Raw genomic sequence first — 18,217 nt, forward strand, 5'->3', positions numbered from 1 at the left:
CACTCTTCAATCGTCATCCATCGATTCGAGCTGCTTGGCGCCCCATTCCTTCTGCTCGTCCTTGAGCGGCGAACGGTCCGCGCGCAGCGGCGTATCGTTGTTCTTCACGCCGACCTGCTTGTGGTAGTTGTCGAGCTGGGCCTCCAGGCAGGCTTCGCTGCAGGGCTTGCCGTCCTTGCCGGAGGTGGGGAAGGTCTTCTGGTGGGCGAAGATCCCGGTCTTCTTCGCGGCGCCGTAGTTCCAGGCGTTGTCCTTGCCGCCCATCTGCGACCTGGCCCCGCCGGCGCTCTCCGGCACCATGTAGCCTTTCTCGGCCGTGTTCTGGATGGCGTGCATGTTGCCGTGGGTATCGGTATAGCGTGACCCCGTGACGCACACGCAGGGCGCCCGTGTATCGTCGTATGCGCTGAAGCCGCTCAGGCGGGTCTTTTCCTTCCTTCCGCCGGCCTCGGTGAAGCAGTGGACTTCCACGAGGTGGTGCGGGGTCTCGCCTTCGCAGCAGCCGGTCTGGTTTTCCGTCGACCGTGCGGTGTAGGGCACCAGCATGCACTTCTTGGCGTTCTGGCAGGCGTCGTCTTTGCAGTCCTTGTCGTGGTCCCCGGAGCACTTGTCCTTGACGTTCTTGCGCTCGTCCTCGCACCCCTTGCCCGGCGCGCCCGTGGCCACCTCGTCGATGTAGGGCCAGGTGGGCGTGTTGCCGGGGAAGGAGGCATGGTTGTGGGTGGTCAGGTCCATCATCCTCACGACGTTGAGGCTTTCGAACTTCACGTTCATCGACCAGGCGGTGAAGTAGACCTTGCCCTTGATCTTGCTGGTGACCACGCCTTTCTTGGGGGCGCAACCCGCCTCGTCGCCGTAGCTGGTCTTGAAGTAGCTCTTGTTCTTGAGCATCACTTCCTGGCCGGAGATCTTGATCGTCCGGGTGCCGTTGGTGGTGTCCTTGGCCATCCCGGTGTTGGGGTAGGGGATGGGCACGCCGGTGGGGGTGGGAGGCGCCTGCGGAGGCGTGAAGCAGACGTCGGGGAAACAGGCCACGGACTTGCCGTCGGCCGCCTTGCACGAGACCTCCATGTTGTTCGCGTAGACCTGGTTGGCCATCAGGCGGCCCTCACGCGTTGATAGCTGAGCAGGGCGACCGCGCGCTGGCCGGCATCGTTGCCCAGGTGGCAGAGGATGTTGTTGCCGGGGCCGTAGCCCTTGCGACTGGCGGAGTGCGCCAGCGCCAGCATCGCCGGGCCTATCGCCGCGCCGCATTCACCGATGCAGTCGGCGGGATGCCAGAGGTCGAAGAACTCCTTGCGTACCCGAAGGTTGCGGCTGAGCGCGAGGGAGGCTTCCTTGAAGTAGTACTGCTCCCCCGATAGATCGGTGAGGCGGTAGTCGTAGGACTCCATGCTGGAACCTGATTCCTGCAGTGCGGCGCGCAAGGCCTGGGTGAGGCCATCCGCGCGCAGGGGGATGTCGAGCGATTCGACTGTGGCCGGCTCCATGCCGAACCCCAGGCCCGTGCAGACCAGTTGGGGCTGGTCTTCGGCGACCGGGGCGCAGAGGCTCACCGCAGCGGCGCCTTCGCCCGGGATGAAGCCGTTGGAGTTGAGGCTGGTGAGCAGGCGATCACGTCGTTCATAGGCCTCCATGACCGGGGCGTTGAGAAACGAGTCGACGCCCGCGATGAGCACATGGCGGTGGCCGAGTTCATGGATCAGCTTGCGCGCATTGAGCAGCCCCACCGCCGCACCGACCCGGCCGCGGGCGATGAAGCTCGAATCGGCATGGAATTCCACCCCCAGCTCTTCCTGGATGCCGCGAATCAGGCGCGGGCCGAGATCGGCGAGTCGGGCGGGCCGGTCTTCTTCGGCAATGCAGAGCAGCAACGGGGTCTTGGCGGGATCCAGGCCAGGCGTGGAGGCGATCGCTTCGGCCACGGCCCTGGCCGCCATCTTCACCAGCTTGGTCTGGCCGCGCCAGGCCTCTTCGAGCTGCACGCTGGAGCCGACCAGCCACTCGCCGCCCTTGTCGAGGAAGCGGGTGTCCTGGAAGTTGTCGATGGCGCAGCGTATCGCTGCACAGGTGGACAGGGCGTCATGACCGACGGCCGTGACCATCCCGACGCCCTTGATACTGAGTGCCTGCATCACGGGTTGACTTCCTTGTGTCGCAGCATGGCCAGGGACGGGTAGTAGGTCTTTCCAAGCTCCCGCGCCCGCCACCATGCACGGGAACGTGAACCGACCAGCAACTGCTCCACCTCGAACATGTTCCGCCTCAATGCCCGGCTCGCGCGCCAGGTGATCTCGACCTTGCCGGCGTCGGTGTCCACTACCAGCGTGTCGATCACCGCCTGCACCGTCTCGTGGCCACCCTTCTTCAGGAAGAAGGTCACCGGCACCTGCATCCTCGGCACCTTGAAGCCGGCGCGCTCCTGCCGGGTCAGGTTGAGCAGCAGCACGTCCTCGCCGCCTTGCAGGTGCTCGGTCTGCTGGTCCGGCGGGGCGGCCTGGTAGTAGCGGGTGTCGAAGTCCGGCGGCAGGAAGGGGAAGTGGTCGGCCAGCCAGGCCTCGTCATAGGTGCCGGCGTAGCCGATGCGCGGCGGCCAGTGTCGGCCGATGGGGCCGAGGGCCATGGGGGTGAAGTCGCCGTGCGGGCTGTCGATGGGCTGGCCCAGGGCTTCGGTGCTGGGCATGGGCATGCCGACGATCCCGGCGGTGCCGGCGCTCCTGGGGTACCAGCCGATGCCGGCCGGGTTGGGCAGGTAGGTCTCGGCGAAGTCCGGGCGGTCGGCCATGGCGTGGCGGCCACCGAAGGCGTGGGCGTAGCCGATGTCCTGCTCGAGGAAGGGCTGCGGGACGCCGGGGCTGGCGCCGAGCATGCCCGGCTGCCACTGGCGCGGGCCGAGCACGCTGAAGGCCTTGCTGACCCGGCCGACGCGGATGCCGGCGGTGATCTGGGTGGCGGGGCGGCCGTTGGGAGCGTGGGCCTTGCCCATCACCAGCACGTCGCAGAAGGGCTTGACCGGGGCGAAGTCCATTTCCTGGCGCGGTGCCGAGAGGCCGGGTTCGCCGACGTATTCGTCGGCCATCAGCAGCGGGCGCTGGACCTCGGCCAGGCGCGCCTCGCTGCCATCGAGCGGCAGGTCGAAGGTGCCCTTGGCGACCACCACCAGGGACTCGCGCCCGTCGGGGGCCAGGCCCTGGGTGTAGGCGGCCGTCAGGCGGGTGGCGTTGAGCAATTCCATGTATGCGGCTCTGTCAGTTGATCTGCACCGAACCGCCCTTTATGCGGTGGACCCCGGAGGAGCGGCTGGACAGGTAGGCGCCCTTGATCAGCACCTTGCCTTCGCGGGTCAGGGTGATGCTGGCCTTGCCGCAGCGCAGGACGATCTCGCGCTCGGCCGAGAACTCCAGGCGCTCGCCGTCGATGTGCGCCACCGCCGGCTCCCTGCGGGTCTCCGGCAGGCGCTGGATGCGGCCGATCACCAGGGGCAGGGCGGGGTCGCCGCCGACGAACATCAGCGCCACCTGGGTGCCGATGTCCTCGCGGGCGAGCACCGTGGTGGTGGTCGCGGCGATGCCGGTCTCCGACGGGCAGCCGGGGAAGGCCACCACCGGGCTGGAGGCCTCGGGCACGTCGAGGAGGATGCCGATCACCACGCCGTCGAGGCGGGTGGCGGCGGGGGTGTGGATCTGGACTGTCATGCTCTGTACTCCCTGACCGAGCGCGGGCTCAGTTCTGCAGGATCTTCTGACCCTTGACCACGACGTTGCTGCTGGCCTTGATGTTGATCGCGCCGGAGCCGTCGATGGTGATGTTCTTGCCACGGATGACGATGGTGCCGTCCTTCTTCATGGTGATGCTGGCGGAGCCGGTGACCAGGCTGATGGAGTCGCCGGCGTTGAGCGAGAAGCTCTTGCCGATGTCGACGCTGTCGTTCTGGCCGACGTCGGTGCTGCGGTTCTGGCCGATGCTGCGCGACTCGTTCTTGCCGATGCTGGTGGTCTGGTTGCTGCCGATGTCCACCTGCTCGTTGGCCCCCACGCTCTCGGTGCGGTCGGCGCCGATGGTGATGTTCTCGTTGCTGCCCACGCTTTCGGTGCGGTTGCTGCCGATGGTGATGTTCTCGTTGCTGCCCACGCTCTCGGTGCGGTTGCTGCCGATGGTGATGTTCTCGTTGCTGCCGACCTTCTCGGTGCGGTTGGCGCCGATGGTGATGGTCTCGTTGCTGCCGACGTCCTCGGTGCGGTTGACGCCGATGGTGATCTTCTCGTTGTTGCCGACCTTCTCGGTGCGGTCGACGCCGATGGTGATGGTCTCGTTGTTGTCCACGGTCTCGGTGCGGTCGTGCTTCACGTGCACCGTCTCGTCGTGGTCGATGGTCTTGGTGCGGTCGTGGCCAACCCAGTGGGTCTCGTCGTTCTCGACCTCGATGTCCTGGTTCTTCTCCGCGTGGATGAAGAGCTGTTCCTCGCCCTTCTTGTCCTCCATGCGGATCTCGTTGAAGTTCGCCGGCGTGCCGCCCTTGCTGGAGCGGCTCTTGGTGCCGCTCTGGGTGGCGTTGGCGGGCAGCTCGTAGGGCACGGTCTGCTCCGCGTTGTAGACGCGGCCGGTGATGATCGGGCGGTCGGGGTCGCCCTCGAGGAAGCTGACGATGACTTCCTGGCCGATGCGCGGGATCTGGATATGGCCCCAGTTCTTGCCGGCCCAGGCCTGGGACACACGCATCCAGCACGAGCTGTTCTCGTTGGACTGGTCGTGGCGGTCCCAATAGAAGTGCACCTTCACCCGGCCGTACTGGTCGGTCCAGATCTCCTCGCCCTTGGGGCCGACGACCATGGCGGTCTGCGGGCCCTGGACGATGGGCTTGATGGTGGTCGGCATCGGGCGGAAGGCCTGGGAGGCCTCGATGCAGTCCAGGGCGCTTTCGTACTGCAGCACGCCGCCGGTGGCGCCGCTCTCGTAGCTTTCCTGGCTGATGGAATAGCGGGCGCCGACGATCAGGTATTCGCGGTTCTGGTCGTCGCGCGGGTAGCCGGTCATCTTGAACAGGTGCCCCGAGCCCAGGCCGCGCGCGTTGGTGCGCAGGTGCACGCGCTCGTACTGGGTCTGGATCGCCTCGATGCGGTTGCGTGCGTACTGCTCGCCGTCCTTGCTCTGCACGTACTCGCCCGGGTAGTCGTACAGCGGGTGCTCGGCGTTGCTGTGCGGGCGGGAGACGGTGGAGCGCACTTCCAGGCGCGCACTGGGGCGCTGGAAGTCGTAGTCGTTGAGCGCCAGGGAGCCGGGCTGCACCTCGCGGGCCAGGTGCCAGTCATAGATGTGGTCGCGCTCGCGCATCTGGTCTTCGAGCGGGTAGTAGGGCACGGAGGCGTAGTCGGCCACCGACTTGTGCGCGCCATACGCATCGGAGAGCACCAGCACGTGGCGCTCCTTTTCGTGGCGGAAGTAGTAGTAGATGCCTTCCTGTTCCATCAGGCGGCTGACGAATTCGAAGCTCGTCTCGCGGTACTGCACGCAGTACTCCCACTCGCGGTAGGAGCGTGACAGCGAATCCTCGAAGTCGGAGAAGCCGAGGTCGCGGAACACCTGCTTGATGATGTCCGGCACCGTCTTGTTCTGGAATATGCGGCAGTCGGAGGTGCGTGACAGCAGCCAGAACCAGGGGCGCAGGCTGATCTGGTAGCCGGCGAACTGGCCGGTGCCGGCGGTCTGGCTGCAGCGGCAGGCGATGCCGTGGAAGTAGCGCTGGCTGCCGTCGGGCAGCTCCAGGGAAACGCCCATGGGCTTGCCCAGCAGGGCGTCGAGCTTGATGGCGTAGTTTTCCGAAACCAGGCTCAGCTCGTAGTCGAAGAGCCGCCCCAGTTCCTCATGGCCATCGAGCCGGTCAAGGACCAGGACGTTGGGCCCGAGCGGGCTGCTGACCTTGGCCATGCGGGCCTGTTGTGTGATTGCCATGCTGTCCTTGCCTCGTGTACCACTGGGATCGGAGCGAACCGCCAACGGGCCGGCGCCAGGGGATCGACGCGGGGCGGGCAGGCCGGGATTTCCGGGGAAACCTGGGTCGAAGTATTAGCAGACGACGCTCGTCCCGGGCGCTTTTTCCGATATCCGCGAATCCATTCGGGGTGACGGGAAACAACCTTGCCGATCGGGCGGCAGGATTCTCGCCGGCGATTGTTGTAGTGCAGAGCGGCTCCGCTGTCCAGAGAGCGGATGAGCGAGCGAGCGCCGGCGTCGCCACTTCTGGACGGGGTTCACATTCGCAACGGCCGGGTGGGTGAGGGCCGGTGCTATGCTCGCCGCCTGCCCGAGCCCTGGAGCCCCCATGAACGACACCCTCGAACGTGCCATCGCGCTGGCCTGCCGTATGCACGCCGGCCAGCGGGACAAGGCCGGCAAGGCCTATATCCTCCACCCCCTGCGCCTGATGCTGCGCTTCGACGACGCCGAGTCGCAGATGGTCGCGGTGCTCCACGACGTGGTGGAAGACGGAGGCGTAACCCTCGATGACCTGCGCGCCCTCGGCATCCCCGAACCGGTGCTGGCCGCCATCGACTGCCTGAGCAAGCGCGAGGGCGAAGGCTACGAGGCCTTCATCGAGCGCATCCGCCCCAACCCGCTGGCCCGCCGGGTCAAGCTCGCCGACATCCGCGACAACCTCGACGTCTCGCGTCTGCCGCAGCTGGACGACAGGGACCTGGCGCGGGTGGCCAAGTACCACCGGGCGTTGCAGGTGCTGGAGGCTCAGGGCTGATCTCGCGATTCCGGGACGAGTTGTAGGAGCGAATTCATTCGCGAAAAGACCTCCAGCACCTATCGCTTCTCATCGCGGACGCAGGGTGACGGTACGGCGGGGCGCTTGCCGCGCCTCGTCATCCCCGCGAACGCGGGGACCCACTGAACGACACGCACATAAATCGAGACCTGGGGCATATCCAGCGGCCTTGCTCCTTGATGTTTGTTTCGCGTTCCCCGAAAATTTTTCGCCTCACCGGTTGTCGAACACGCACCCCCGGGGCGCGGCGAGGTATTCGACGACCCGCTCATGCGCGATACAGACTAGGGAAGGCCTTCAGCAGTGACTCTCTACCGACTCCACGAGGCGGATCTGGATATTCCGGACTCCTGGCAGGACCAGAGCATCAACATCTTCAAGCTGCCCGCCACCGGGCCCGCCAAGGAAGCCAGCTTCGTCATCAGTCGCGACCCCAGCAAGGGCGATGCGCCCTTCGCCGACTACATCGCCCAGCAGGTAGCCAACGCCCGCCAGCAGTTGCCGGGCTTCGCCCTGATCAAGCAGTGGGACATCAACATCCAGGGCTCGCCCGCGGTGCTGCTGGACTACACCTGGCAGCGCGAAGGGCGCCAGCTGATGCTGCGCCAGGTGTTCATCGAACACCGCGCCCTGGTGCTGATCGCCACCCTGACCACCACGCCCCAGGACCTGCCTTACCACGAGCCGGCCTGGAAACAGGCGATGCAGACCTTCAAACCGCTGCCCCCGGCAGCCTGATCCGAGCGCCGCGAGGCGCCCCGCAGCAAGGACGTAGACGTACCTCATGGATGCACAGGCAGCGGCACGCCTAGGCGACGAGATAGCCCACGGATTCGGCGTGGCGGCCATGGTGGCCGGCGCGGTGGCGGGGGCGCTGATCGGCGCGGCGGTGATCGCCGCCACGGCAGCCACCGGCGGCGTGGCCCTGGCGGTGATGGCCGGTTCCATCGCCGGCGGCGGCCTCTCGATGTTCCAGATCCTCAAGGGCCTGAACACCATTTTCAACCTGCCGGAGCCGACGACGGGGGCGTTGATACGGGGCAGCCCGAACGTCTTCATCAACCTCCGTGCCTCCATGCGTGCGGGGGAGGATGCCTCGTCCTCCTGCAGCGGCCTGCCGTGCAACCACCCCATCTGGCCGTTCGAGGTGACCATCGCCGAGGGCAGCGCCACCGTCTACATCAACGGCAAGCCGGCGGCGCGCATCACCAGCAAGATGGTCTGTGGCGCGCACATCAAGAGCGGCAGCGAGAACACCTTCATCGGCGGCCCCACCGAGCGGGTCGCCTTCGTGCTGGACATCGAGGGCTGGATGCATACGGGGCTCGAGGCCCTGGGCCTGGCCGCACTGGGCGTCGGCCTTGTGGTCGCGGCCATGGCCGGCCTGGCCGCGCTGGCCACTACCGTGCTCGTCGGCGGCGCCATCTTCGGCGGCATGGAGCTGCTGGGTGACCTGGGCGACCGCCTGGGCCCCGGCTACCGCGACCTGCTGCAGGGCGTGGCCGGCATGGCGATGCTCGGCCTGGGGCCGAAGATGGCGCGCCTGGGCCGCCCGGCAGCCGAAGTACCCAAGTTCAAGCCGGGTTTCAGCGAGGCGGACATCCTCGCCATTCCCAAGAATTCGCGCCCTCCCGCCACGGATTACCTGACGCCGGAATACGTGTCCCAGCACCTGGGGCAGTTCGACAAGGGCGCCTCGCGCTTCATGACCAAGGCGAACCTCGACAAATACGGGATCGCCCAGCGCGATGGCACCTCGTTCATAATGCCCAAGCACGAAGCCGACCAATTGCTGGCCTCCACCAAGGGCAACAAGCGCGCCATGGAAGAGGCCCTGGGCCTGCCGAAGGACTTCCTCGAAAGCAACAGCCTGGTCCGGGTCGACATTCCGGAGCCGGGCAAGCTCAACCTGCGCATACCGTCGGGCAACGAGGCGGGGGCCAACGAATTCTGGATACCGGGCGGCAAGCTGCCCAATGGCAACACCGAAGCCGTAATCGACGCTGGCAGCATCAGCCCCAGCGAGTTCAACTGGATACCCTTGGATCTATAGAGGTAACGATGAAATTCACCGATTTGTTCGTCAGCCGGGAGTACCGGTTTTCCCTGGGTATCGAAGAAGAGTCGGGGCGCCTGTTCCTGTCCATCCCCGTGAGCAATGGTCTGGTCGACTACGAAGAGTATTACGAGGTCAACAAGGCGACCTTCGACCTGCTCGAGAACGATGTCGAAGCTGCAATCGAATTCGCCCGCCGGTGCAAGAACCGCGAAATGGACGACCTCCTGATAGTCAAGCCGGGCAAGCTTCGCGGTACCGCGATCTAGATGGTTCAGGGTTCGCTTCGTCTCGCCCTGGCCAACGACGAACTGGACCGCTTCCTGGTGGGCGAGCCGTTCTATTTCCTCGAAGCGCGCAGCGACAACGACGAGCCGCAGAACGTGGTCGCCGCCTTCGACCAACGGGTGGTGCCCTATTGGCGCGAGACCCGCGACCCGGCCTTCCCCCAGCGCTTCGTCGCGGCGTTGCTCAAGATCCTCGCCACCTACCCGGACCGCAACCGCGCCATCTACCTGGCCCATGACTGGGTCTGGTACTACCGCTTCTGCCTGGCGAAGAAACGCGCCCAGCCGGAAGGCCCCTATGGCGATCTGTTCGAGGTGGACATGAGCGGGGTGGCGGTGGCCCTGCAACGCCAGCTGGAAGCCAGCAAGGCCGCCCTGCAAGCCGATACCCGCTGGGCCGGCGCCGCCTGGAACAGCCCCGACGGCATGTGGACCCCGCTGCTGCGCACCGCCGTCACCGTGCGCGACAAGCTCGGTGGCCCGGACTTCGTGCCGGCCAATGCCTGAGGGCACCGCCGTTGCCCTTGGGCGAATGAATTCGCCCCTGCACCATCGCCAACCCAGGCGCCGTGCCGTGGCACCTTGGTAGGGTGGATGGCGCTTTTTCCATCCACCAGCGGAGTGGCCGGCGAGCACGCAAGGTGGACCGATGGAGCGGGGTCCACCCTACGCGGCGAGGGCATCGTTGAGCGGCCAGCGGCACCGCATCGCAAGTGAGTTCGATCCTGCAGGGGCGGCCTTGGGATATCGCGGCCCACCCCGTGAACCGAACTCCGCCCGTAGGGTGTGCTGCGCGCACCGAGAACGTCACGCGCACCCCGAAACCCTATGAGCCAAGGCGGGTGGGGCAGCCAGAAGCGCCCCTTTCAGCCTGGCAGGGCGGTCAGGCCTTGGGCGGCGGGAACAGTGCCTTGACCATGGCGTCGATGGTGCCCTTGATGCCCTTGCCCTTGCTCGGAACCTCGCTGGCGACGCCGGAGTTGAGGTCGAGGCGACCGCCGGTGTCGATGGCGCCGTTGCCGCTGGCGTAGAGGTTGAACGCGGTGCCGGAAATGTTGATCTCGCCGCTGGCGTTGAACTCCAGCACGCTCTTGCCGCACACCAGGCGGATCTGCGCGCCGGCCTCGATCAGGTACTGGGTGCTCACGCTGTCGGCCTTGGCGCCGCCCACCATCAGGGTGTCGTTGCGCTTCACCGCGCGGGTGCGGTCCTGGCCGATGCGTGCCAGCTCGTCGTTGTCCACGCTCTTGGTGCGGTTGTGGCCGACCCAGTGGGATTCGTCGTGCTCGACGGCGATGTCCTGGTTGCGTTCGGCATGGATGTACAGCTGCTCGGCGCCCTTCTTGTCCTCCATGCGGATCTCGTTGAAGTTCGCCGGCGTGCCGCCCTTGCTGGAACGGCTCTTGGTGCCGCTCTGGGTGGCGTTGGCGGGCAGCTCGTAGGGCACGGTCTGCTCGGCGTTGTACACGCGGCCGGTGATGATCGGGCGGTCGGGGTCGCCCTCGAGGAAGCTGACGATCACTTCCTGGCCGATGCGCGGGATCTGCACCGAGCCCCAGTTCTTGCCGGCCCAGGCCTGTGATACGCGGATCCAGCAGGAGCTGTTCTCGTTGGACTGGTCATGCCGGTCCCAGTAGAAGTGCACCTTCACCCGGCCGTACTGGTCGGTCCAGATCTCCTCGCCCTTGGGGCCGACGACCATGGCCGTCTGCGGGCCCTGGACGATGGGCTTGATGGTGGTGGGCATCGGGCGGAAGGGCTGGCGCGCCTCGATGCAGTCCAGCGCGCTTTCGAACTGCAACGGGCCGCCGGCGGAGCCGCTCTCGTAGCTCTCCTGGCTGACCTGGTAGCGGGCGCCGACGATCAGGTACTCGCGGTTCTGGTCGGCGCGCGGGTAGCCACTCATCTTGAACAGGTGCCCCGAGCCCAGGCCGCGCGCGTTGGTGCGCAGGTGCACGCGCTCGTACTGGGTCTGGATCGCCTCGATGCGGTTGCGTGCGTACTGCTCGCCATCCTGGCTCTGGGTGTATTCGCCGGGGTAGTCGTACAACGGGAGCTCGGCGTTGCTGTGGGCGCGGCTGACGGTGGAGCGCACCTGGAGGTGGGCGCTGGGGCGCTGGAAGTCGTAGTCGTTGAGCGCCAGGGAGCCGGGCTGCACCTCGCGGGCCAGGTACCAGTCGTAGATGTGGTCGCGCTCGCGCATCTGGTCCGCGAGCGGGTAGAAGGGAACCGTGCCGTAGCCCGCCACCGGCGAGTGGGCGCCATAGGCATCGGAGAGCACCAGCACATGGCGCGATTGCTCGTGGCGGAAGTAGTAGTAGATGCCTTCCTGTTCCATCAGGCGGCTGACGAACTCGAAGCTGGTCTCGCGGTACTGGACGCAGTATTCCCACTCGGTGTACGTGCGGGTAAGGGCGTCCTCGAAGTCGGAGAAGCCGAGGTCGCGGAACACCTGCTTGATGATGTCCGGCACCGTCTTGTTCTGGAATATGCGGCAGTCGGAGGTGCGCGACAGCAACCAGAGCCAGGGCTTGAGGCTCACGTGGTAGCCGGCGAACTGGCCGCTGCCGGCAGTCTGGCTGCAGCGGCTGGCGATGCCATGGAAGTAGCGCTGGCTGCCGTCGGGCAGCTCCAGCGAAACGCCCATGGGCTTGCCCAGCAGGGCATCGAGCTGGATCGAGTGATCTTCCGAGATCAGGTTCAGCTCGTAGTCGAAGAGCCGTCCCAGCTCCTCATGGCCATCCAGCCTGTCCAGCAGCAATGCATCGCCGCCCAGCGGGCTGCTGACCTTGGCCATGCGTGCCCGTTGCGAAATCGCCATCCCACACGTCCTTAGCGCTGTGCGCGTCACTGCCGGGTTCCGACGCGCCGGAACCTTCCACATTCAGGCGGCGCGCCCCGTCGTGGGACGCGCCGCATCGCTTCAATCGAAGCTGTAGGTGAACTCGCCGTTCTCGGCGCCCACCGTCACCTTCTCGACCTTGCGGCCTTCCAGCATGCGGCCGAGGAACTCGCGGGAGAGGTCCGGCAGCATGCTGTTGGTGAGGATGGCGTCGATCTGGCGGCCACCGCTCTCGGTCTCGGTGCAGCGCGAGACCACCAGGTCCACCACCTTGTCGTCGAAGTCGAAGGGCACCTTGTGCGAGGCCTCAACGCGCTTCTTGATGCGGCCCAGCTGCAGACGGGTGATGCTTTTCAGCATCTCGTCGGTCAGCGGGTAATAGGGGATGGTCACCAGGCGGCCGAGCAACGCCGGCGGGAAGATCTTCAGCAGCGGCTCGCGCAGCGACTTGGCGATGCCCTCGGGTTCGGGCATCAGCTCGGGGTCGTTGCACAGGCTGGCGATCAGGTCGGTGCCGGCGTTGGTGGTGAGCAGGATCAGGGTGTTCTTGAAGTCGATCACCCGGCCTTCGCCGTCTTCCATCACGCCCTTGTCGAACACCTGGAAGAAGATCTCGTGCACGTCCGGGTGGGCCTTCTCCACCTCGTCCAGCAGCACCACGCTGTAGGGCTTGCGCCGTACCGCCTCGGTCAGTACGCCGCCCTCGCCGTAGCCGATGTAGCCGGGCGGGGCACCCTTGAGGGTGGAGACGGTGTGCGCTTCCTGGAACTCGCTCATGTTGATGGTGATGACGTTCTGCTCACCGCCGTACATGGCCTCGGCCAGGGCCAGCGCGGTTTCGGTCTTGCCGACGCCCGAGGTGCCCGCGAGCATGAACACGCCGATCGGCTTGCTCGGGTTGTCGAGCCCCGCGCGGGAGGTCTGGATGCGCTTGGCGATCATTTCCAGGGCATGGTCCTGGCCGATGATGCGCTTCTTCAGGTGGGTGCCCAGGTTGAGCACGGTCTCGATCTCGTTGCGCGCCATGCGGCCCACGGGGATGCCGGTCCAGTCGGCGACCACCGAGGCCACGGCCTGGTAGTCCACGGTCGGCAGGATCAGCGGCGTCTCGCCCTGCAGCGCGGTGAGGCGCTGCTGCAGGTCGGCCAGCCTGGTGCGCAGGCCGTTCAGTTCGTCCTCGCTCAGGCCCGGGGCGTCGGCGCCGGCCTCGCGGCTGGTGCCGTCCACCGGCTCGGCGGCGGCGCGCAGGCTGGCACGGGTGGCCAGCAGCTCGTCGACCAGGGCCTTCTCTTCGTTCCAGCGGGACTCCAGCTCGGCCAGGCGGGCGCGCTCCTCGGCCAGCGCGCTGTCGACGTCGGTGCGACGGCTGCCGATGGCGACGCCGATGGCGTGCTCGCGGCCGATGATGGCCAGCTCGGTCTCCAATGCCTCGATGCGGCGGCGGCTGTCGTCCACCTCGGCCGGCACGGCGTGCAGGCTGATGGCGACGCGGGCGCAGGCGGTGTCCAGCAGGCTCACGGACTTGTCCGGCAGCTGGCGTGCGGGAATGTAGCGATGGGACAGCTTGACCGCCGCCTCCAGCGCCTCGTCGAGGATCTGCACCTGGTGGTGCTTCTCCATGGTCGAGGCGACGCCGCGCATCATCAGGATGGCGCGGTGCTCGGAGGGCTCGTCCACCTGCACCACCTGGAAGCGGCGGGTGAGGGCGGGGTCCTTCTCGATGTGTTTCTTGTACTCGGCCCAGGTGGTGGCCGCGACGGTGCGCAGGGTGCCGCGCGCCAGGGCCGGCTTGAGCAGGTTGGCGGCATCGCCCGTGCCGGCGGCGCCACCGGCACCGACCAGGGTGTGGGCTTCGTCGATGAACAGGATGATCGGCTTGGGCGAGCTCTGTACGTCCTCGATCACCTGGCGCAGGCGCTGCTCGAACTCGCCCTTCATGCTGGCGCCGGCCTGCAGCAGGCCCACGTCCAGGGCGCGCAGCTCGACGTCTTTCAGCGAGGGCGGCACGTCGCCGGCGACGATGCGCAGGGCGAAGCCTTCCACCACCGCGGTCTTGCCCACGCCGGCCTCGCCGGTGAGGATCGGGTTGTTCTGGCGGCGACGCATGAGGATGTCCACCAACTGGCGGATCTCGTCGTCACGGCCGACGATGGGGTCCAGCTTGCCGCTGCGGGCCTGCTCGGTGAGGTCGACGGTGAAGCGCTTGAGGGCTTCCTGCTTGCCCATGGCCGCCGGGGCCATGGCGCCGCTGGCATCGCCCGGGGCGGCGCCGGCGTTGAAGCCGTCGGTGGCGGTCAGGGCATTCTCCGGGGAGTTGCCGACGATCTCGTCGAAGCGCTCGATCAGGGTTTCCACCTTGACCTTGTCGAACTCGCGGGAGATGGCGCTCAGCGCGTGGCGCAGGCTCGGGGTCTTGAGGATGCCGACCACCAGGTAGGCGGTGCGCACCTGGCTTTCGCCGAACATCAGGCTGCCGTAGACCCAGCCGCGCTCCACCGATTCCTCGACATGGGAAGACAGGTCGGTGATCGAGGTCGAGCCACGGGGCAGGCGATCCAGCGCCTCGGTGATGTCCTTGGCCAGGCGAGCCGGCTCGATGTTGAACTGGCGGATGATCTGGTGCAGGTCGGAGTCCTGCAGTTGCAGGATCTGGTGGAACCAGTGCACCAGCTCGACGTAGGGGTTGCCACGCAGCTTGCAGAACACCGTGGCCGCTTCGATCGCCTTGTAGGCGAGGCTGTTCAGCTTCCCGAACAGCTTGGCACGACTGATTTCGCTCATCTTGCTCTCCTTTTCCTGACGGCACGCTTGCAGTGATGGCCGTGTGGTTGGTCCTGTCTGAAGCGCTCCATGCGCTTCGTGTTGTTTTCTATCTGTGGGTAGCGGTGGCGTGCGCTCAGGCGCGCGCCTCCGTACCGTGGTTCAGGTGGCTCACCGCCAGCAGCAGGTCGTCGGCGTCCTCGGCGGGCTTGCCCAGCCAGGTATTGAGGCCCAGGCGGTCGTTGCCGCCCAGGGTCATGGAGGGGACTTCCTCGCGCTTGAGCACCAGGTTGCTGTCCCAGTCCAGCTCCTCGCCCAGGTACTCGGCGACCCACGCGGCCAGCTCGTGGAACAGCTCGCCGCCGGGCAGGAAGCGCTGGTACTGCGACAGGTCCAGCGGGCCGATGCGGATGCGGAACTTGTGCTGGCGATCCCACACGTGGGTGCCCAGGCACAGGTCCGTGCCCAGGGTGCTGGCCTGGGCGCCGAGGCGGCTGAACTCGGGCAGCTCCAGCCATTGGCCGACGTATTCCTCGATGGCCACGGGGACGCCGAAGAACTCCGAGAGGATGCTGCGCAGACCGTCCGGGTAGCGGGTCTGCGCCGCCAGGTGGCCGGTGAAGTAGTAGCGCGCGGCGTCGTCGATCGGGCCCTGGCCCATGAGACTTTCCATGCCACGGCCGGAGAGGGCGCCCAGGCGCGGCGACCAGTAGTCGTCCTGGGGGCGGTCCTGGCTCACGGTCGGGCGTGCTTCGGCCCAGGCGCGGTAGAACAGGGTCAGCAGGCGGTGGTTGAAGACGTCGAGGAAGCGCTTGAAGGTGGCGTCGGCGTTGTTGCGCTGGCGCTCGCGGGCGTATTCGGTCAGGTGCAGCGGCAGCGGGCCGTTGGGGCCGGTGAGGCCGAAGAAGTACTGCTCGATGCGCGGGGTGCCGTCGGGGTTGTGCTCGACGCTGGCCAGGGTCGAGGGGGCGAAACCGCAGTCGGGCTTCTGTCCCAGGCGCAGCGGGTCATCGGCCAGGCGCACGGAATGCCCCAGGCGCGGGCGCTCGGGGAATTCGCACTCGATGCGGCGCAGCGCCTGGAAGAAGTCGTAGTTCCAGGGCGCGGTCTCCATGGCCGCGAGGGTGCTCACAGATTCGGACGGCGTCCGGGCTTCGCCCGCCATCGCATCACCTCGCCCCGTTCAGTGGTCCGCATCACCGTCTCGGTGAAGCTGTTGATCGACACATAGCGTGTCAGGAAGCGCTCCAGCACCGCGCCCAGGAGAAACACACCGGTGCCGCGGAAGGCGTTCTCGTCGAACTCCAGGCCGATTTCCAGGCCACGACCGAAGACGATGGGGCCGGGCATCGGCAGGCGCCGCGTGCAGGGTTTGCTGGTGACCTGGCGCAGGCCTTCGATCTGCATCTGCAGCGCCGGGTCGGTGGGGTCGCCGTACAGGCGCAGCAGTTCGCGCAGCGCGGCGGCACCCTGGCCTTCCTGGCTCAGCGACAGGTAGTTGAGCGACAGCTGGCTGATCAGCCGCCAGGCGCTGGCGTCGTGGGCGCGGCTGGCGCGTGGGCGGCTCGGGCCGGCCAGGCAGCGCACGGACAGCACCGGGGCACTGTCTTCCAGCGTGAAGTCGCTGCGGCCGTTGCCCACCGGCATGAACAGCGGCAGGTCGCGGTTGGTGCACAGCGCGCCGATGCCCAGCTGGCGAAGGTCATGGCGGTAGGGCGCCTGGTTGGCATCCACCAGGGACACGAAGGTCTCGCTGCCGATGTAGGTGGAACGCGGGCCCTTGCGGCGCTGCTTGCTGGAGAGCACGCGGGGCTCGCGGCGCACCGTGTACCAGGCCTGCTCGCGGCCGTAGCGCGAGGGGTCGCGCACGGCATAGAAGGGCTGGAACGGCTGCTCGGGGCCGGCGCCGTGGCCGCTGACCTCGGTGAGCGAATGCACTTCGAAGTCCAGCGGGCGGGTGCGGTCGACGATCACCTGGTGCTCGTGCACGCGGTCGCTCAGGTGGATGCGGTCGGCGCGTCGTGGAAACAGGTTCACCGCCGGTGTGCAGAACAGCTTGAACTGATCGTTGCCGATGCTGCCTTCCAGGCTCTGATCGAGGCGGTTGAACAGCACGATGACGTCGAGTTCCTGGCCGGCGCAGCGCTGCACGGGGCGGCGCAGGTTGGCGATGTCGATGAAGAGGAAGCGGTTGGGCAGGGCGAAGTATTCCTGCAGCAGGCGGTAGCCCTGGAAGGCGCGGGGCACCACCGGCAGGACCGCGTCCTCGTCATCGAAGCCGCGCGGGCGCAGGCTCTCCGGCGGCAGGCGCTCGACCCAGTCGCCACCAGGGGCTTGGACGAACACGGCGCAGGCGTTGCCCAGCAACTGTTCGTAGAGGCGGAAGGGTTGCTCGTCGGCGCCGTGCAGGTAGAACGAAAGGCTCTCCAGGGGCAGGGCGCTGAAGGGCAGTCCGGCGCCGGTGCGCAGGCGCAGGCGCAGCGCGGCCTTGGCCGTGGGTTCGGAGGCGGCGAGGCGACCGAGCACCGAAGCGGGGTTGCCGAAGTATTCGACCTTGGTCACTTCCAGCGGCCACAGCGTTACCGGCTGGGAGGTGCGGTACTCGCAGGCGGTCTGCTCGTCGGTGCCCAGCAATCCGCGCAGGGAGGCGTTGCGCTTCACGGTGAAGCCACTGGCCAGCGAGCCCTCGTTGGGGTCGGACTGAAGCTGCACCACGGTCATCGACGGCGTCGGCGCCAGGTACTGCGGGTAGGCGATCTCCAGCAGGTTGTGGGTGAAGGTCGGGTACTCGGCGTCGAGTTTCAGCTGCACCCGCGCAGTGAGGTAGGCGAAGCCTTCCAGCAGGCGCTCGACGTAGGGGTCGGCGCAGTCGATGCCGGAGAGGGTCAGGCGGCTGGCGATCTTGGGGTATTCGCCGGCGAATTCCGCCGCGCTCTCGCGAATGTGCTGCAACTCCTGGTTGTAGTACTCGAGCATCCGCGGGTTCATTTGTTGCGCTTCCGCAGGTGGTCGGCGGGGACGATCTGCACGTGTCCGGTCTCCAGGTCCAGGTCGGTGGTGAGGAGCATGCGCAGGGGCACGGGCTCGGCCCAGAGGTCGCCTTCGATCTCGAAGGACAGGGCGTTGTGGTTCATCTGGTCGGCTGCCAGCTGGGCGCGGACGCGCAAGGTGGATCGGATGATGCGCGGCTCGTAGTCGGCGATGGTCTCGGTGAGCAGGGCCTCGATGGCCTGCACGTCGACGCTGGAGGCGGTGTGCCCGGCCAGCGGCGGCAGGCCGTAGTTGACCACCGAGTTGCCGGCCTGGATCTCGCCGGAGGTCTCGCTGTCGAGCGGCGCGATGGTGTTGAACAGCCAGGCCAGGTCGCGCAGGACGGACGCCTTGAGCTGGGACAGGGAGAGCACGCGCTTGTCGACGCTCTCCTTGGCGTTGCTCGGGTCCTCGTCGGTCAACCGGTCCAGGAGGGAGGGTTGCAGACGTTCCTGCAGCGTCAGCTCGGCCAT

At 67.0% G+C, this 18,217-nt stretch carries 15 protein-coding genes; 5 read left to right on the forward strand and 10 right to left on the reverse strand.

All coding sequences use genetic code 11. The features are described 5' to 3' along the window. Positions 1-6: 6 nt before the first annotated feature. The 5 genes from WFQ67_RS28200 to WFQ67_RS28220 are packed head-to-tail and all read right to left on the reverse strand — an operon-like array spanning position 7 to position 5,949. A complete protein-coding gene (locus WFQ67_RS28200) occupies positions 7-1,098 on the reverse strand; it encodes a PAAR-like domain-containing protein (protein WP_213624945.1) in 1,092 nt (363 codons plus the stop codon). Next, complete coding sequence (locus WFQ67_RS28205; protein WP_213624944.1) at positions 1,098-2,135, reverse strand: hypothetical protein; 1,038 nt, start codon at positions 2,133-2,135, stop codon at positions 1,098-1,100. The genes WFQ67_RS28200 and WFQ67_RS28205 overlap by 1 nt, the downstream gene beginning before the upstream one ends. After that, entirely contained in the window at positions 2,135-3,235 is a 1,101-nt protein-coding gene (locus tag WFQ67_RS28210) for a DUF2169 family type VI secretion system accessory protein (RefSeq protein ID WP_213624943.1), read from the reverse strand. Before WFQ67_RS28210 ends, WFQ67_RS28205 begins: the two co-directional genes overlap by 1 nt. Before the next feature lie 13 nt (positions 3,236-3,248). Next, entirely contained in the window at positions 3,249-3,695 is a 447-nt protein-coding gene (locus WFQ67_RS28215) for a DUF6484 domain-containing protein (protein ID WP_173178647.1), read from the reverse strand. A gap of 28 nt (positions 3,696-3,723) precedes the next feature. Further along, the gene (locus WFQ67_RS28220; protein WP_175384257.1) at positions 3,724-5,949 is read right to left on the reverse strand and encodes a type VI secretion system Vgr family protein; all 2,226 of its coding nucleotides are present in this window, start codon (positions 5,947-5,949) and stop codon (positions 3,724-3,726) included. Between the two features lie 370 nt (positions 5,950-6,319). Between WFQ67_RS28220 and WFQ67_RS28225 the strand changes: the two genes are divergently transcribed. From WFQ67_RS28225 to WFQ67_RS28245, 5 genes are all read left to right on the forward strand, one after another. After that, complete coding sequence (locus WFQ67_RS28225; RefSeq protein ID WP_337058830.1) at positions 6,320-6,748, forward strand: GTP pyrophosphokinase; 429 nt, start codon at positions 6,320-6,322, stop codon at positions 6,746-6,748. A 324-nt stretch (positions 6,749-7,072) separates the two neighbouring features. Then, the gene (locus tag WFQ67_RS28230; RefSeq protein ID WP_213624941.1) at positions 7,073-7,507 is read left to right on the forward strand and encodes a DcrB-related protein; all 435 of its coding nucleotides are present in this window, start codon (positions 7,073-7,075) and stop codon (positions 7,505-7,507) included. Positions 7,508-7,553: 46 nt separating this feature from the next. Further along, on the forward strand, positions 7,554-8,822 hold the full coding sequence (locus WFQ67_RS28235) for a PAAR domain-containing protein (RefSeq protein ID WP_213624940.1): 1,269 nt from the start codon (positions 7,554-7,556) through the stop codon (positions 8,820-8,822). 8 nt (positions 8,823-8,830) lie between these two features. Beyond that, a complete protein-coding gene (locus WFQ67_RS28240; RefSeq protein WP_111264326.1) occupies positions 8,831-9,094 on the forward strand; it encodes a hypothetical protein in 264 nt (87 codons plus the stop codon). Continuing rightward, entirely contained in the window at positions 9,095-9,619 is a 525-nt protein-coding gene (locus tag WFQ67_RS28245) for a hypothetical protein (RefSeq protein WP_213624939.1), read from the forward strand. Between the two features lie 376 nt (positions 9,620-9,995). On the opposite strand, the gene WFQ67_RS28250 is transcribed toward WFQ67_RS28245, so the two are convergent. The 5 genes from WFQ67_RS28250 to tssE all read right to left on the reverse strand — a co-directional run bounded on the left by WFQ67_RS28250 (position 9,996) and on the right by tssE (position 18,217). Then, positions 9,996-11,909 carry a type VI secretion system Vgr family protein gene (locus tag WFQ67_RS28250; RefSeq protein WP_442969636.1) on the reverse strand — a complete coding sequence of 638 codons (1,914 nt, stop codon included), beginning with the start codon at positions 11,907-11,909 and terminating at the stop codon, positions 9,996-9,998. A 126-nt stretch (positions 11,910-12,035) separates the two neighbouring features. Beyond that, the gene (gene tssH / locus WFQ67_RS28255; RefSeq protein WP_337058831.1) at positions 12,036-14,735 is read right to left on the reverse strand and encodes a type VI secretion system ATPase TssH; all 2,700 of its coding nucleotides are present in this window, start codon (positions 14,733-14,735) and stop codon (positions 12,036-12,038) included. Between the two features lie 115 nt (positions 14,736-14,850). Next, positions 14,851-15,879, reverse strand: coding sequence for a type VI secretion system baseplate subunit TssG (tssG, locus tag WFQ67_RS28260; RefSeq protein ID WP_337058832.1), 1,029 nt, complete (start codon positions 15,877-15,879; stop codon positions 14,851-14,853). Continuing rightward, entirely contained in the window at positions 15,843-17,702 is a 1,860-nt protein-coding gene (tssF, locus tag WFQ67_RS28265; RefSeq protein ID WP_337058833.1) for a type VI secretion system baseplate subunit TssF, read from the reverse strand. The genes tssG and tssF overlap by 37 nt, the downstream gene beginning before the upstream one ends. Further along, entirely contained in the window at positions 17,699-18,217 is a 519-nt protein-coding gene (tssE, locus tag WFQ67_RS28270; RefSeq protein ID WP_213624934.1) for a type VI secretion system baseplate subunit TssE, read from the reverse strand. The genes tssF and tssE overlap by 4 nt, the downstream gene beginning before the upstream one ends.

Source organism: Pseudomonas sp. USHLN015, from assembly GCF_037153275.1.
Lineage (GTDB): Bacteria > Pseudomonadota > Gammaproteobacteria > Pseudomonadales > Pseudomonadaceae > Metapseudomonas > Metapseudomonas tohonis.